This is a genomic window from Oricola cellulosilytica (assembly GCF_019966575.1).
Classification (GTDB): Bacteria; Pseudomonadota; Alphaproteobacteria; order Rhizobiales; family Rhizobiaceae; genus Oricola; species Oricola cellulosilytica.
The window spans coordinates 407,139-422,428 of the sequence record NZ_JAINFK010000004.1; the positions used below are offsets into that span (position 1 = coordinate 407,139).

At 59.4% G+C, this 15,290-nt stretch carries 14 protein-coding genes; 1 reads left to right on the plus strand and 13 read right to left on the minus strand.

Annotated elements, in window-relative coordinates; translation table 11 throughout:
- Nucleotides 1-31 precede the first annotated feature (31 nt).
- The 3 genes from LC298_RS12000 to LC298_RS12010 all read right to left on the minus strand — a co-directional run bounded on the left by LC298_RS12000 (nucleotide 32) and on the right by LC298_RS12010 (nucleotide 3,751).
- Nucleotides 32-1,114 carry an extracellular solute-binding protein gene (locus LC298_RS12000; protein ID WP_131567454.1) on the minus strand — a complete coding sequence of 361 codons (1,083 nt, stop codon included), beginning with the start codon at nucleotides 1,112-1,114 and terminating at the stop codon, nucleotides 32-34.
- Nucleotides 1,115-1,341: 227 nt separating this feature from the next.
- On the minus strand, nucleotides 1,342-2,646 hold the full coding sequence (locus LC298_RS12005) for an NAD(P)/FAD-dependent oxidoreductase (protein WP_131567455.1): 1,305 nt from the start codon (nucleotides 2,644-2,646) through the stop codon (nucleotides 1,342-1,344).
- A gap of 1 nt (nucleotide 2,647) precedes the next feature.
- Nucleotides 2,648-3,751 (minus strand): mandelate racemase/muconate lactonizing enzyme family protein, encoded by a 1,104-nt coding sequence (locus LC298_RS12010; protein ID WP_131567457.1) that lies wholly within the window; start codon nucleotides 3,749-3,751, stop codon nucleotides 2,648-2,650.
- A gap of 180 nt (nucleotides 3,752-3,931) precedes the next feature.
- Between LC298_RS12010 and pdxR the strand changes: the two genes are divergently transcribed.
- The gene (pdxR, locus tag LC298_RS12015) at nucleotides 3,932-5,524 is read left to right on the plus strand and encodes a MocR-like pyridoxine biosynthesis transcription factor PdxR (RefSeq protein ID WP_131567459.1); all 1,593 of its coding nucleotides are present in this window, start codon (nucleotides 3,932-3,934) and stop codon (nucleotides 5,522-5,524) included.
- Here the strand turns inward: pdxR and LC298_RS12020 are convergent.
- The 10 genes from LC298_RS12020 to LC298_RS12065 all read right to left on the minus strand — a co-directional run bounded on the left by LC298_RS12020 (nucleotide 5,460) and on the right by LC298_RS12065 (nucleotide 15,267).
- The gene (locus tag LC298_RS12020) at nucleotides 5,460-7,076 is read right to left on the minus strand and encodes a GMC family oxidoreductase (RefSeq protein WP_131567460.1); all 1,617 of its coding nucleotides are present in this window, start codon (nucleotides 7,074-7,076) and stop codon (nucleotides 5,460-5,462) included. The two genes, pdxR and LC298_RS12020, sit on opposite strands and share 65 nt — an antisense overlap.
- Nucleotides 7,077-7,255: 179 nt before the next feature.
- The gene (locus LC298_RS12025; RefSeq protein ID WP_131567462.1) at nucleotides 7,256-8,752 is read right to left on the minus strand and encodes a multicopper oxidase domain-containing protein; all 1,497 of its coding nucleotides are present in this window, start codon (nucleotides 8,750-8,752) and stop codon (nucleotides 7,256-7,258) included.
- A complete protein-coding gene (locus tag LC298_RS12030) occupies nucleotides 8,749-9,240 on the minus strand; it encodes a c-type cytochrome (protein ID WP_131567464.1) in 492 nt (163 codons plus the stop codon). The genes LC298_RS12025 and LC298_RS12030 overlap by 4 nt, the downstream gene beginning before the upstream one ends.
- Nucleotides 9,241-9,492: 252 nt before the next feature.
- The gene (locus tag LC298_RS12035) at nucleotides 9,493-10,059 is read right to left on the minus strand and encodes a L,D-transpeptidase (protein WP_131567466.1); all 567 of its coding nucleotides are present in this window, start codon (nucleotides 10,057-10,059) and stop codon (nucleotides 9,493-9,495) included.
- Nucleotides 10,060-10,120: 61 nt separating this feature from the next.
- Entirely contained in the window at nucleotides 10,121-10,459 is a 339-nt protein-coding gene (locus LC298_RS12040) for a hypothetical protein (protein ID WP_131567467.1), read from the minus strand.
- 108 nt (nucleotides 10,460-10,567) lie between these two features.
- Nucleotides 10,568-11,962 carry a multicopper oxidase family protein gene (locus LC298_RS12045; RefSeq protein WP_131567469.1) on the minus strand — a complete coding sequence of 465 codons (1,395 nt, stop codon included), beginning with the start codon at nucleotides 11,960-11,962 and terminating at the stop codon, nucleotides 10,568-10,570.
- Nucleotides 11,952-12,854, minus strand: coding sequence for a c-type cytochrome (locus LC298_RS12050; RefSeq protein WP_131567471.1), 903 nt, complete (start codon nucleotides 12,852-12,854; stop codon nucleotides 11,952-11,954). The genes LC298_RS12045 and LC298_RS12050 overlap by 11 nt, the downstream gene beginning before the upstream one ends.
- A gap of 3 nt (nucleotides 12,855-12,857) precedes the next feature.
- Nucleotides 12,858-13,499, minus strand: coding sequence for a c-type cytochrome (locus LC298_RS12055; RefSeq protein ID WP_131567473.1), 642 nt, complete (start codon nucleotides 13,497-13,499; stop codon nucleotides 12,858-12,860).
- A gap of 63 nt (nucleotides 13,500-13,562) precedes the next feature.
- Complete coding sequence (locus LC298_RS12060) at nucleotides 13,563-13,904, minus strand: hypothetical protein (RefSeq protein ID WP_131567475.1); 342 nt, start codon at nucleotides 13,902-13,904, stop codon at nucleotides 13,563-13,565.
- Nucleotides 13,905-14,034: 130 nt separating this feature from the next.
- On the minus strand, nucleotides 14,035-15,267 hold the full coding sequence (locus tag LC298_RS12065) for an aminopeptidase P family protein (protein ID WP_131567477.1): 1,233 nt from the start codon (nucleotides 15,265-15,267) through the stop codon (nucleotides 14,035-14,037).
- Nucleotides 15,268-15,290: the final 23 nt, after the last annotated feature.

Sequence of the window (15,290 nt, forward strand, 5' to 3'; positions counted from 1 at the left end):
CCCCCAGCTGAATGCGTCATCGCAACTTGGATCAGCCGCCCGTGGCCGCCTTGATCCGCTCAAGCGCCTTGCCCTCCATGTCCTCGACGCCGGCGGGAATGTTCGCGAAGAATTTCAGGTTGGCAATGTCCTCGTCATCGAACGCCGCCTGCACGGCCGCCTTCTTGTCTTCGGGAAGGAGATCGATGCCGCCGTTCACGGCTGCGATCGCCCCGGTTGATGCCGACATCATCGTCACGATTTCCGGCTGCAGAACGAAGTTGATCCACTTGTAGGCTGCATCGTCCGCCTCGCCCTTGCGCGGGATCGTGAATGTGTCGATCCAGGCCAGCGCACCGGTTTCCGGCGGAATGAACACGATGTTCTGATTCTCGCCATAGAGCTTGTAAGCGGTAGAGTCCCACGTCTCGGACGCGATGACTTCGCCCGAAAGCATCAGGCTGGAGAGGTCGTCGCCACCCTGCCAGTAGGTCTTTATGTTGTCCTTGCAGGCAATGAGCTTTTCGGTCACCTCATCAAGTATGTTCTGGTACTCGTCAAGATCGGCATAAGCCGCGAACGGATCCTTGCCCATCGCGAAAGCCGTGCCGAGAAGAATGGTCCGCTTCAGACGCATGGACGTGCGTCCCTTGTATTGCGGGTCGCAAAGATCGTCCCAGCTGTTAAAGTCGGGCGCCTTCGTGATGTCGGCCATCAGGCCGGATGTGCCCCACTGGTGCGGAACGGCATAGACCTCCCCGTCGATCGTCGTGTTCGCTTTCACACCGGCGAGCAGGTTCGGGTCCATGTTCGACGTGTCGATCTGCGAGAGGTCCAGTGGTTTGTAGATGTCGTATTCAAGCTGTGCCGCATAGATGCGGTCATGGCTTGGCTGCGCGAGATCGTATCCGGCACCACCGGTGGCGCGCAGTTTGGCGATCATTTCCTCGTTGTTGGAGAAGGTCACCTCGACCTTGATGTCCGGGTATTTTTCCTCGAACATCTCGATCACCTTGTCCGGCGCGTAGCTGCCCCAGGTAAGGATGCGAAGCGTTGTCTCCGCCTGAGCGGTCGCTCCTCCAAATACCATCGCCATCGCAGTGGTTGCGATCAGCGTTCTTCCCAGTTTTCTCATCTTCTCTCTCCCTGATTGCCGGAAAGTCGTCCACATTTCGGCATCGACGAAACCCGTCCGGCGACCGGGCAACTCCGCCGTTTTACTCTTGAGCGCCGAACGGACTTCCTTGCGCACAAGATAATCAGATGGACCGCGCGGACAGGTCCATTCTATGCAACTTAGGGTGCCAATGGGCTCCGTAAGTCACGGATAACCTTCGAATTCTTGCCCCTTTTTTTCTGCCCTTACAAGTTCAAACTGTCTAGCAAGCGGTAGTAGCGCACGACCGGCGCGAGGAACCACGGCCTGCCTGCATAAAGCGGCCGCGTCTCGAACTTCGGCTCCTGAAACGCGGTTGCGCCCTGCGGGTCCCCCACAACGCGCAATCCGCTACGCATGCCCAAGTAACTCGCCATACCAACGCCGGACCCGCAATAACCCATCGCATAATGCAAGCCATCCTGACTCCCCGTATGTGCCAGCGCGTCGAAGGTGTAGGCAACGTAGCCCATCCAGGAATGTGACACACGCGTCCCGGTCAATTGTGGGAAAACGCGGATCATTGCATCGCGGAGCAGCGGAGCACTGCGCACAGGGTCGGTCTCGCCGAGGCTGACCCGCCCCCCGAAAAGGATTCGCCGCCGGTCGGGTGATGCACGATAATAGTAAACGACGCGGCGCGTGTCAGATACGATGCGGTTGCGGGGGATAAGTTCGTCGATGAGGGATTCCGGCAATTCCTCGGTCGCGATGACATAGCTCCCGATCGGGATCACGCGCCGCTGATGCCACGGCGAAAGCGGGCCGGAGTATCCGTTCGTGGCGATCACCACGTCACGGGCCCTGATCTCGCCGCGCTCCGTAGCCACCATGAATCCATCGCCCGTGCGAGCGATGTCGGTGACAGCGCAATTGGCGGCGACAGACGCACCCGTCTCGATCACCCGCGCAAGCAGCCCAGCGTGATATTTGCCGGGGTCGAGCGAGGCATGGTCCTCGTAAACGACGCCACCGTGATAGACGTCTGTGCCGATCTCGCTGTGCTGATCGTCGCGTGAAACGACGTGACAGGGAACACTCACTCCTGCCGGTTGGTTCGCAACCATCGCCACAAGCGCCCGGAACCTGGCTGCGTTGTGCGCAGCATGGAAGCGCCCGACCACCCTGAAATCGCAATCGATCCCTTCATCCGCGATGAACCGCTCGATCCATTTCAGCGACAGCCTGCCCTCTCTTAGAAGCCGGGACGCCGTCTCTTCGCCATGCCGCTTGGCCAGTTCGGAAAAGCCGGGTTTCACGCTGGTGCTAATCTGCCCGCCATTGCGAGTGCTGCACCCGGCACCGGCTGCATCAGCGTCGAATACAATGACGCTCCTCCCGGTTCTCGCGATCTGCAGCGCAGCGTGAAGTCCCGTATATCCCGCGCCGACCACAACCGCATCGGCATGACCCGGAATCGTTTCGAGTTTCACGCTCGATGGCGGAGACGCAACCCACCAATAGGGGGTTGGGGAGAAGTCGTCAGTAAAGATGCCCCCGCCGACGGACATCTCAAGATGCCTCGCTTACTTGGTATCCGGACTTTGCAAGCCACTCCGGATGAATCTCCACACCCCAACCCGGCGCATCAGTAACCGTCGCCTGACCATCAATGATTCCATAGGGATCGTTGCTGAAAAGACCTTGTTGCCAAGGATAGTAATCAGCGCCCTCGATGGAGAATTCCAGATATTTCCCGGCGTTCGGAATGGCTCTGAGAAGATGCATTGTGAACAGGGTAACAAGCGACAGGTTTGCGCAGTGCGGCGTGACCGGCAGACCGGCTGCCTCCGCCATACGGCAGACGCGAAGCGTACGGGCGATGCCCCCGAGATAGCAGACGTCAGGCTGCACGATGTCGACAGCGCGCATCTCGATCATCCGGCGCCATGTCGGCAAGTCGCAATCCTGCTCCCCGCCCGTCACGTCGATCTCGAGAGCGTCGGATACCTGCTTTGTTTGCTCCAGCTCCCAGTAGGGACAGGGTTCCTCGTAATGAACCAGCCCATTTGCCTCCATGATCCGTCCGACCTCGATGGCCCGTTCAGGCGAGTAGCAGGAGTTGGCATCGGCAAGCAGATCGGCATCTTCGCCCAGTGCCTTCGCTATCGCTGGAATGATCTCCTCGGTACGGCCCGGCCACTCATCCCGGTTGCGCCCGACCTCCGATCCAACGCGAAACTTGAATGCGTCAAACCCGTACGTGTCGCGCAGCCGCAAGAACCGCTCAGTCTCTTCCTTCGGCGTAATGTCGCGCTTCATCGAGGATGCGTAGGCGCGCAAAGGGCCCGGCGTTCCGCCCAACAACTCCGTCACGGATTTACCCGCGTGCTTTCCACGGAGATCCCAGATCGCTGTGTCGAGCCCAGCCATCGCACGCCGGAGATAGGAGCCCGGAAATTTGTGCTCGCGCTCGGCAATCAGATCGAGATGGTCGTCAAGATCGGTAATATCGACACCAAGGGTCCATGGCGCGACCTGACGATGTAGAATCATTGCGGTGATGTCGGATTGATAGGTCGAAACCTGCCCCCATCCCGTAGCCCCTGTCTCGTCGGTAACCCTGACAAAGCCCACAAACTCATTGGCGAACGACTCGATGCGCGTGATTTTCATGAGCGTCCGCTCGCACGTCTTCTTGTTGCCCTTGGCGGCTGATCACGATCTTTCGCGGAGCCGATGTGACTGCTGGAACGCCGCGGAGTGTGCCGCAAATTGGCTGGCGCTTAAGGGCCATTTTGTAATACTTTACGGTCCAGTCATCGCGCAGACACGCCGTCGAGCTGGGAGGGAACGATGGTAAAGCACTCCGGGGGCGCCTTGCTGCCGTCTCTCAGCGTCGACAGGGAATTGCCCACGTCGATAAGCGCGCAACTTGCGGCTGCGCTTCGCGATCTCATTCTCTCAGGCGCCTTGCAGCCAGGCGAGCGTCTTCCCTCCAGCCGCACCCTCGCGCGTGATCAAGGCGTATCGCGCACCACCGCCGTGAATGTCTATGACAAGTTGACGGCAGAAGGTCTGATTGAGTCACGAGTAGGGGCGGGCGCGTATGTAAGCGATGCCCTTGAACAAGGGGGCGCCGCCGTTCCACCAGTCTCCACCCGGAATGCGGCCGCACTGTCAGGTGTCCGGCCGCGTCTGGCCCAACTCAGCAGCGACGCCTCCGAGCAGTATTTTCCCCGGATCGACCATCCGGAAAAGCCCCGCAGTTTCATTACCGGAACGCCCGCCTATGACGCTTTCCCGGTTGCCCTATGGGCGCGACTGACCGCCCGCTACTGGCGACAGGCGCGCAGCACCATCATGCGCTATCCGGACGCCGATGGCTTGATGGACTTGCGCAAAGCGGTCGCGAGCCACCTGCGGGCAAACCGGGGGATCCTGTGTTCGCCGGAAGAGATATTCATTTTCAATGGCGCCCAGGACGCCTTCAATCGAATCGGCGCAATGCTACTCGATCCGGGCGACACCGTCTGGTTCGAAAACCCCGGACCGATCGGGGCCCGCAACAGTCTCATCTCCGCCGGTGCCAAGCTTGTGCCGCTTCCGATCGACGATGAAGGAATCGACGTCGCCACCGGATTACTGAAGGCGCCCGATTTCCGTCTCGCGTTCGTAACGCCTGCACATCAGCATCCGCTCGGCGTCACCATGAGCCTACGCCGGCGTTTCGAACTCCTGCGCGCAGCAGATCAAGCAGGCGCCTGGATTGTCGAGGACGATTATGTCGGTGAATTCCATTACGCTGGACGGCCCGTCCCGACCCTCAAGAATGTCGATACCTCCGGCCGTGTGATTTACGTCGGCACCTTCTCAAAGACACTTTTTCCCGCCCTTCGTCTCGGCTTCGTCGTAGCACCGCCTGAACTTGTCGACGTATTTCACCGGATCGCGGGGGCGACCATGCAGGGCGCACCAACCGAGATGCAGTCGGTCGTCGCGAGCTTCATCGAGGAAGGACACTTCGCCGCACATATCCGCCGCATGCGACGCATATACGGCGAGAGGCGGAAAGCCCTCATGGAAGCCGCGAATGACCATCTTCCCGGTCTCCTTACGGTCAAAGCAACCGATACCGGACTCCATGCATTCGGCGAACTCGCGCCGCATTTCGACGAGAACGAAGTTTCACACCGGGCCGCAGTGCTGGGGCTTCTGGCATCACCGGTAAGCCGGTTTGCAATCGGCGACGTGAAACAGCAAGGCCTTATTCTGGGCTTTAGCGGGGTCCCGCCCCGGGAGATCGACGCCGGCGTAACAACTCTCGCCGAACTGTTGCGAGAGATGAACGATCAAGAAGGCGCTCGTCCGGAAAGCAGCGCCGCTATCCCGCATCCTCCAGCACCAAGGCGGCCCCCCGAGCCCCAACCATCATTGTCGGTGCGTTGATGTTGCCGGAGGTGATTCTCGGGAATACCGAGGCGTCGATAACCCGCAATCCTTGGAGACCATGAACCCGCAGCCGCGGATCGACCACGGACGAACCTGCATCGGGACCCATCGCGCAGGTTCCGCTCGGGTGAAATACGGTGCCGCTGCGCGCCCTAAGATCGTCGATCATCGCCTCGTCAGACCGTACGTCTGGCCCTGGCTTGATCTCGCGGCGAATGATTTCGCGCATTGGTCGTGTCGAAGCCAGTCGCCGCAGGAAATGCGCGCCCTCGAGTAGTTCTCCAACATCCTCTTCCGAGGAAAGGTAGTTCGGCCGGATCTCTGGCGGGGCATACGGATCGGCGGAGCGTATGCCGAGCCTTCCCCGGCTCGCGGGACGGCAATTCGAAATTCCAAGAAGGAAGCCCGGAAAGGGGTCGGGAGACATCAACGGTCGTTTTCCAAGCGGCGCAGTGGTGTAACTGACCGGAGAAAAATATAGCTGCAGGTTTGGTCGGTCCCTGTTCGGATTGGAGCGGAAAAACCCTCCGCCCTGATTGACGCTCAGCGACAAGGGACCCCTTCGCGTCAGCACATAGCGGGCTCCGACCGTCATGCGGCCCCACCAGGGTCGAAGCACATTGTTCAACGTTGGCCTTGTAGATTCGTAAAGATAATCGAAACCAATGTGGTCCTGCAAGTTCTCGCCGACTTGGGGAGCGGCGTGAATCAATTCGATACCGAGGCTGCGCAAGTGATCCGGTGCCCCTACCCCGGAATGCTGAAGCAACATTGGCGAATGAACCGCCCCGGCGCACAGGATCACTTCCCGCCGCGCCATCACCCGGCGCACCCTTCCCGCACATTCTACTTCGACCCCGATCGCGCGGCGGCCCTCGAACAGAATTTTCCGGACATGTGAACGGGGTTCCACGGCCAAATTCGAACGCTTTCGCGCAGGATGCAGGAACGCGCTCGCGGCCGAGCAGCGCATGCCGTCGCGCGTGGTCAACTGGTAGATTCCCACACCTTCCTGCACTGCTCCGTTGAAGTCGTGATTATACGTGAGACCTGCCTCCTGCGCAGCGGCCAGGTAATTCGCGCAGAGCGGGTGCACGGCCTTGTCAATATTCGTGATTGTCAGGGGCCCCGCTCCGCCCCGCCACTCGTCTGGGCCGGCGTCGTTGGTCTCAATTTCCTTGAAATACGGCAGTACGTCGCGATACCCCCATCCTAGATTACCCAACGCCCTCCAGTCATCGAAATCCTGCGCATGACCCCGTACGAAAACCATCGCATTAATGGAACTCGATCCACCAATCACCTTCCCACGTGGCCAGTAGCTCGGCCTGTTGCCTGTTCCGGGATCGGGCTCTGTGGTCAGTTTCCAATTGATCCGCGCGTCATGGAACGCCTTGCCGTAACCGATCGGCATGCGAACCCAGAAATTCAGATCGCTGCCGCCCGCCTCCAGCAGCAGAACGCGGTTACGCCGATTTTCGGAAAGACGATTGGCGACGACGCAACCTGCCGAACCGGCGCCGACGACGATGAAATCGGCCTCTTCCACTGGTCACGGCTCCCGCTTTCGTCCCTTCGGCGCGAGTTCGCGCTTACGCCGATTGTCGGGGCAAAAGTTATCCGCACTCCCGTCTCCCGGTCTGCATCCATTTCTGGAAACCGATCAGTCCATTTTGTTGTGCCGGGCGCGCGGCGAATGGTTGGTCCCCTGAGCGGCCTGGAATGCTCTCAGGTTACTGCAAGCTGTCCCATCATTCCCCCGTCTTCGTGCTCGAGGATGTGGCAGTGATACATATAGGGTGCCTCACGACTGGCCGGATGGTCGAAACGCACCAAGATTTCCGTCTCGCCCCCGACGAGGACGGTATCTTTCCACCCGCTGTTTTCCGCGCTGGGTTGCTGTCCACGCTGGCGCACAACCTGAAAGGAGACGCCGTGGATATGAAACGGGTGAAGAAGCATCGGGCTGCCGATGATCCAGCGCTCAACCGAACCGCGCTCCGCCTCGATATCGATCCGCCTCATATCGAAGGAGCGGCCATTAATTCCGAAACCGCCCATCATACCACCGCGGCCCGTCATTCCGCCGCCCATCATGCCACCCATTCCCATGTCTAGTGAGAAGTGCCGCGTTCTGACCGCAGATGGCAGATTCGGAAGCTCACCGCCCAGATCATCCGGCAAACTGGTAATTCGAACTGGAAGCTTTTCGTCGACGAGCAGCGGCAAGACCGGAAAGGACCGATCGATCATACGGTCGAAGAGGCCCCGAAAGCGCCCCATCATTCCGCCGAGACCCTGATTGGGATCGCCCCCGCTCATGAGGGTCAGAGGTTTTCCGTCGGAAAAGTCGACAAGCAATTCGACGCGCTCACCCGGTGAAAGCGTCACGGTTTCCACCTCGAGCGGGGCGGGCAGGAAACCGCCATCCGTCGCGACGAGGTGTAGCGGCCGACCGTCGTCCGCGAACAGGGGGTAGATGCGGGCATTGGAAGCGTTAATGAGCCTCAGCCTCGACACACCTCTGGGAACGGCGGCGACTGCACCGATCTGTCCGTTGATGACCATGACATCACCAGTGAGTCCGTGCATCTGATCCATCATCGAAAAACCGTAGACCATCCGGCCTTCGCCATCGAACTGGCGGTCCTGCAGAACAATCGTCAGGTCGTCGATGCCGTAGTTGGAAGGCAATCCCCGTTCGTCGTCACGCCCGTCGCTGACATGTATGATGCCGCCGAGCCCGGCGTAGACATCAGTGGCGGTCCGCTCATGAACATGGGTGTGATAGAAAGCGGTGCCGGGAAGCTGATCAATGTTCATGTCGGGTCGCCAGACCTCGCCGGGGGAGATAGCCAGATGCGGGCCCCCATCGTGTTCGCCCGGTACCATCAATCCGTGCCAATGGGCCGATACCGGGAACTGAAGCGAGTTGGCCACTGCGACATCCAGAGGACCGTTGGCCATCCGAATCGTTGGACCGAGATAGGGCTGATTGAAACCGATTGTGGGTGAGACATTTCTGCCAAAAAACCGTGTCCGCCCCCCCATCGCCGTCAATTCGAGCCGGCCCGAGTCGCGGGTATCGAGAAGCGGCGGCATACCCAGTCGCGGCCGGCTTGCAACATCGGTAACCGGCCCATTACCCCGCTGCGACCAAGCATAGCCTGTCGCTCCGGCGACTGCCAGAGCGGTCGCACCTACCAGAAGATCGCGTCGCTTCATTGGGAAGCTTCCTCTTGTTGCGCTTGATACTGCACATTCAGTTGGTCGTGCCGGTCTCGTACTTCTTCTGGCCACTGCGCCTTGATCCAAGACAATGCGGCAATAATTTCCTCATCGGTGAGAACTCCGTCGTAGATCGGCATTGCGGAGGTGTAGTTCTTCAGATTAGCCGCCGCGACGACCCCCTCCTTGGTTATACGGAAAAGCGTTTCGTCGGGATGGTGCCAGGTATGTCCAGTCTCGTCGTGAGGCGGCGCGGGCATGAGGCCGTCGGGCCCTGGCGAGCGCCAATCGGGCTGCCCGCGGAGATCAGCTCCATGGCAAGAAGCACAATTTTCCGCGTAGATCTCGGCGCCCTGAAGCACCACTTGGCGGTCGTTGGGCCGGAGCAGCCCTGCCTCGGGGCGCCCGTCCAGGTATTGGTAAACGGCGACAGCACCAACTGCGGCGGCCAGCGCCAGCCCCGCGACTACAATCACTGCTCTCATGTATTCCCCCTGACGGCGGGACGGTCCGGCTCCGGCCCCTCTCCTGTGTCTTGCGCGGCGCATTGAAGGCCTCCACGCTTCATCTTGCCTGTGCCCGCACCAATCGCGGAAGCGCTAGCTTCGGCGGCCATCGTCTTGGCTCGCATTGATTCCATCATGACAGTTTTCTCCCGTCTGTGCGTAGGGCTTGTTACAGGCCGTCCGCGCTTCGTGGCGGTCATACCTCGCATTGGACCACAGGGCGCCTGAGTGTCAGAGAACGAGGACCCTCGTACCGACAGGCACGCGGTCATAAAGAACCATGACATGTTCGTTGAGCATTCGAATGCAGCCGTTCGAGACGGACCGGCCGATCGACGACGGCTCGTTCGTTCCATGGATGCGGTACATCGTGTCGCGCTTCCCACGGTAGAGATACAGCGCCCGCGCACCGAGCGGATTTCCGGGACCGCCGGGAACGCCGTTTGCGTATCGGGCATATTTTGCCGGCTCGCGGCGGATCATGTTATCCGTCGGTCTCCAACTCGGCCACTCGGCCTTCCTGCCGATAACTGCAGAACCACGAAACGCGAGGCCAGCCTTCCCGACACCGACGCCATAGCGCATGGCTCGGGACCGGCCCGTCACGTGATATAAAAAATGGTTGCGCGGATCGACCACCAGCATTCCGGGTTCATATCCGGAAAAGGACACTATCTGCGGCGCAAACCGGGGGTTCAGTTTAAAGGGGGCGTTATGCGCTACCGCGCGAAGCGGTGCCATTGCCGTCGTTGCCGTGGCGGTTACGGCGCCCAGAACGATTGTGCGTCTTGAAATCATGTGAATACCCTGAATTGGGAAATGGTTTGGAGGGCGCATTAAAACGCCCATTCAATTCCATTCAGGTGGCGATGGGTGGACGCAGGCAGCAACGCCCGCCCCTGTCGAGCAACGGGCTTGACCAATGGATCGGAAGCACGCGGCTGCGCAAAACCCGGTTGTCCAGGCCATCAACAATCGTCGCTAGACAATGTGCCTTGCAGTTCGGAGACGCTTCGTTGAAAGGAGTTACGGCCTTGCAACATCTCACCGGCGCCTCGGCGGACTCACCGCTACCGGCATCGATCTGCGTTACAAGGACGGAATTGACCTTACCGCCATAACCGGCGCCAGATGCGTGCGCCGGAATTGCAGCAAGCGCATAAAGCAGCATCACGATGATTGCGCCGATTTTCAGCATATCACTTCGTTAGCCCGAAGCTCCGGGCGTTTCCATACCAAATAGCTTCACAGCCGCGTGAAGTCCGCGGCAGGGATCGCCACATGCGGCGACCTGCAATCTGGTCCATTATCCCACCTCGAACCACGTATTCATACCGGCAGCGGCATGCTCTAACATGTGGCAGTGTAACAGCCACATTCCGGGATTGTCGGCTACAAAGGCAATTTTGGTTGTCTGCTGAGGTCCTATCAGAAAGGTATCCCGCCACGGCTGCTCCTCGTCGACTGTAGCGCCGCTTCGTTCCGTCACCCGGAAATGATGCCCGTGCAAGTGCATGGCATGGACCCACCCGGTATCGTTAACTGTCTCCAGCACGATTGTTTCGCCTCTTGACGCACGAAACAGCGGCTCCTCGGCGAGGTTGGCCACCCCATTGAAGGCCCACACTTGACGAGTTCTGCGGAAATCCTCGCCCTCGATCTTCTTGCCCTGATACACGATGTCGGTGAAGCCGCCCATGGCGCCTCCGGTCATATTCAGCCGCACCGTCACCGCCTTGCTGAGATCGGGTTCCGGAATGGCGTTGAGCGGGAGGGTGGGAACCGGCTCGGGCTCGGCCGCTCCGACGGAGACACTAAAGGCGGCGAAGGCGAACGGTTCGTCTCCTGATACCTCCTCTAGGGCAAAATCCTCGTCCGGGACCACGAGCAGGTCCACGCGCTGCGCAGGACCGAGCAGGAAGGGGCTGTAGTCCAACAGTGTCGGCGCTGGGAGAGGTTGTCCATCATAGGCCAGAACCCTCGCTCCCAGCTTGACCGGGTCCAATTCGAGAACCCGTGAATTTGACGCGTTGATCAAGCGGAGCCGATAGGACTCGCCGGCTCGGAGATCAAAGGTTGGCAGGCTCTCACCATTGACCGTCATCCAGTTGCCCAGTCGCCCGCCATGGCTCCAATCCATGAGCGAACCGAGGCTGGAAAGATCGAGAGCGCCGTCGCTGTTGAGCCGCCAGTCGTCGATGACCAGCGTCAGATCGTGATCACGATCGTAGGTTGGCTCAGCCTCCTCGACGATGAGCGGCCCATACAGCCCCCGCGCCACCTGATTCCAGCTCTTGTTGTGGGCGTGGTACCAATAGGTACCGGCATCTGGCGCCACGAACTCATAGTCAAAGGTCTCTCCCGGCGGAACGGCGTCTTGCGTCAGCCCCGCCACGCCATCCATCCGGTTGTCGATGCGGATGCCATGCCAGTGAACCGTTGTCGGTTCCTCGAGATTGTTAGTCAGGCGTACACGCACGCGCGCGCCTTGGCTCACCCGAATTTCCGGCCCCGGCGTCATATTGTTGTAGGTCCACAAATCCGAGCGAACCGGACTACTGGGGTGAAGCTTCTGCTTCATCGGGCCCGCAATCAACTCAATGAACCCATCATCCTTGGCGGATAGAACAGTGCGCGGGAGCGCCGCAAGTGCGACGCCCCCTGCTGCTGAGGACAAAAATTGTCGGCGGTTAATTCGCATCGGGCTTGTCCGGATCGAGGAGGTAAGTCGCTATTGCGGTGAGATCCTCATCAGCCAGGAACGATGTTCCGTCACGAACCACCTCGCCCATCGAGCCCCCAAATGCATCTCCGTCGGGAAGGATACCGGTTTTCAGAGCATATTTCAGACTGTTAACCGTCCAGCCCTTATCGAGCAGTTCATCGGCCGTTATGGGTGGTGACTTTCCGCCATCGGGCAATGAGTCAGCACCATGCAGTTTCAACTCGGCCTGCCGAGCGCCGAGTGCATTTCTTGGCGTGTGACATGCACCGCAATGCGCTGGCCCTTCGACGATGAACTTTCCTCGGTTCCACTGTTCACTTTTGCCTTTCTCCGGCTTGAACGGCTCCGGTCCCAGAAACATCGCGCGCCAAAGTTTCAGTCCGGGGCGATAGCTGAATGGGAACTGCATTTCCTGCGGCTTTGATGGCTCTGCGACAGCCGGCACTGTCTGAAAAGCTGCCCAAAGATCGGCGATATCCTGGTCCGAGAATTTGGAATAGAACGGATAGGGGAATGCCGGATAATAGGGCGTTCCATCCGGCGACACGCCCTGCCGAATGGCTTTCGCAAAGATTTCCGGTGTCCACGATCCGATACCGTAATTTTCATCCGTCGTCAGGTTCGGCGAATAAAACGTTCCGAAATCGGTCTTCAGAGCCAGCCCGCCGGCAAGCGGCGCGCCGCCGCCTTCCGCGTTAGTGTGGCATGCGATGCAGCCGGACATGCGGGCCAGATAAGCGCCGCGATCGGCATTGCCTTCAAGCTCCGCAAGCGCCGGCTTCTCGCCGATTGGCCATGCGGTCAATCCGGCAGCCCCCGCGCCCAATAAGACGAAGGCCGCTGCAGCCGTGAAAATCGCTCGCTTCATGGCCTAGTTTTTCTCCAACCGAAACTTCGTGTGACACGACGAACAAGTCTGCGCGACCATATTGAACACGCCATCTGCCGGCATCGAGGCAAGCGTCTTCTCGTCGGGCAGGGAATCGCCCGAACCCATGCCACCGCCGGACATCATCGATGAAGTGCCCGAGCCCATCATGCCGGACCCGGTGCCCATCATGTTTGAGCCGGTGCCCATCATGTTTGAGCCGGTGCCCATCATGCTCGACCCCCCCATGCCCGTTTCATTTCCCATCGCCAGTCCATTTTCGGCTGCTCGTTCGAGGCCGGCCGCCAAGCTCTCCAGACGCACGGCTAGCGCTTCGAATTCCTTCCAGTTCGACCAGATTTCGGACTTGGCTTCCGATGGCGCGCCATCGCTTCCTTCTGGAAAGAGACTGGTCATGGCTTTTCCGCCATGGGTCTCGATCTTTCCGGCTTCCCGCTGAACCACGGCTGCGTCGTATCCGGTTTCGCCGCGCATCATTGCGGATAGGGTTTTGATTGCGTCTCCCATGGCGCCCATTGCGTCCATGCGTTCCTTGACGATTCCGGTTGCGCCCCCGTGGGCAAAGGCGGCGGCGACCGCTGACAGACTGATAGCGCCCGCGCCAAAAAGTGTGCGAATTTTCATTACAAGTTTCCTGATTTCAAAGCATTCAGACGGTGCGGAGCACCGCCAGGCCAGTGTCGAAGATCAGGAAATTCGGGGAGGAGGAGGTTCGACAGCGCCGGGACCATTCGTAGACTGCGCTTCGGGGGGCTGGCGCTTTACAACTGTTACCTTGGGATGCTGAAGCATCAAATGCTCGCACAAATGTAGGGTGGTCGATCCACAATGGATCACGTCCGAAAAATCTGCGGACTTGTCATTTCGATCGCCATGTCCGTGGTCCGCAGAGAGCGTTCCGATATGCGTATGCTCGCTGTCTGCAAACTCATCAGCGTGAGCAAACAAGCCGCCAGCAAAGAGCAGCGACAACATCGCCGCCAGCGCAAAAAGCTTCGCTAATCTGCCTGGATGAAAAATCTCGGTCATGGCCCCATTAGGTCAATCGAACGCGAAACAAGGCACGCTCGAATCACGTTCGAATGCCCCTTTATCAAATGTAATGCGGCAGAACGATGAACCCATACTTAATTTCGCGCGAAATTTGCTGGGCCGCGCTTCATCGCCGCACAATCATCGTGTCCGGCCCATAAGGGAAATTTGTGACGTTCTCGGCGCCCTGCTCCGTGACAATGAAGATGTCATGTTCGCGATAACCTCCCGCGCCATCCTGCCCTTGCGGGATCATGATCATCGGCTCCATTGAGACGACCATGCCGGGCTCGAGAACGGTCTCTACGTCCTCACGCAACTCCACCCCGGCCTCGCGGCCGTAATAGTGCGACAGCACGCCGAAGGAATGTCCGTATCCGAAAGAACGGTACTGCAAGAGGTCCCATTCGCGATACATGTCGTTGAGCGCGAGCGCGATTTCCGAACACTTGCGGCCGGGCGCAATCATTTCGGAACCAGCCTTCATCACCGCACAGTTTTTCTCCCAAAAATCGAGATGTGCGTCTGAGGCTTCCTCGCAGAAAAGAGTTCGTTCGATTGCGGTGTAATAGCCGAAGATTATCGGAAAGCAGTTGAGGGACAGGATGTCGCCCCGCGCCACACGCTTGTTGGTGACCGGATTATGCGCGCCATCGGTCATGAGGCCGGACTGGAACCACGTCCAGGTGTCCATCAGTTCAACAAACGGAAAGCTCTTGCCGATCTCACGCACCATGGCCTGCGTCGAAGCCAGCGCCACTTCGTATTCGGGAACGCCTTCGCGCACGGCATCGATAACCGCCTTGGCGCCCACATTGCAGATCCGCGTCCCTTCGCGGATCAGGGAATGCTCTTCTGCTGACTTGTGGGTTCGCATCCACATTGATGCGGAAGCAACATCCACAAACTCAACATCGGGAAACGCATCACCCAGCTGCCGCCGGAAATCGAGCGAGACGTGATCGAACTCGATACCGACGCGTCGGGCGCCTTTTGGCAGAAGCGATTTCAGCGCAGTGTAGAAATTATCACGGCGCCAATCCGAATAGATGAGGTTGTCGCCATGCGTTCGGCGCCAGGGCTGGCCACCGTCGATACCGGCAGTCACCGTCGTGGCGCTTTCGGGTGTCAGCACGAAACCGTATTTGCGGCCGAAATAGCAGTACAGGAAACCCGAATAATAGCAGATGCCGTGATAGGATGTGAAAATCGCCGCATCGATATTGTGTGCGGCCATATGCTCGCGCATCGCGTTCTGGCGACGATCCATCTCGCCATCGGAAAATGGCGACCATTCCTTCTCGCCGTTTTTCCATTGGAAGACGTGCAGCATGTCGTCGGTGCTGTGGGTGTTGGTCATGTCGGGAAATCGCTTCATTTGGG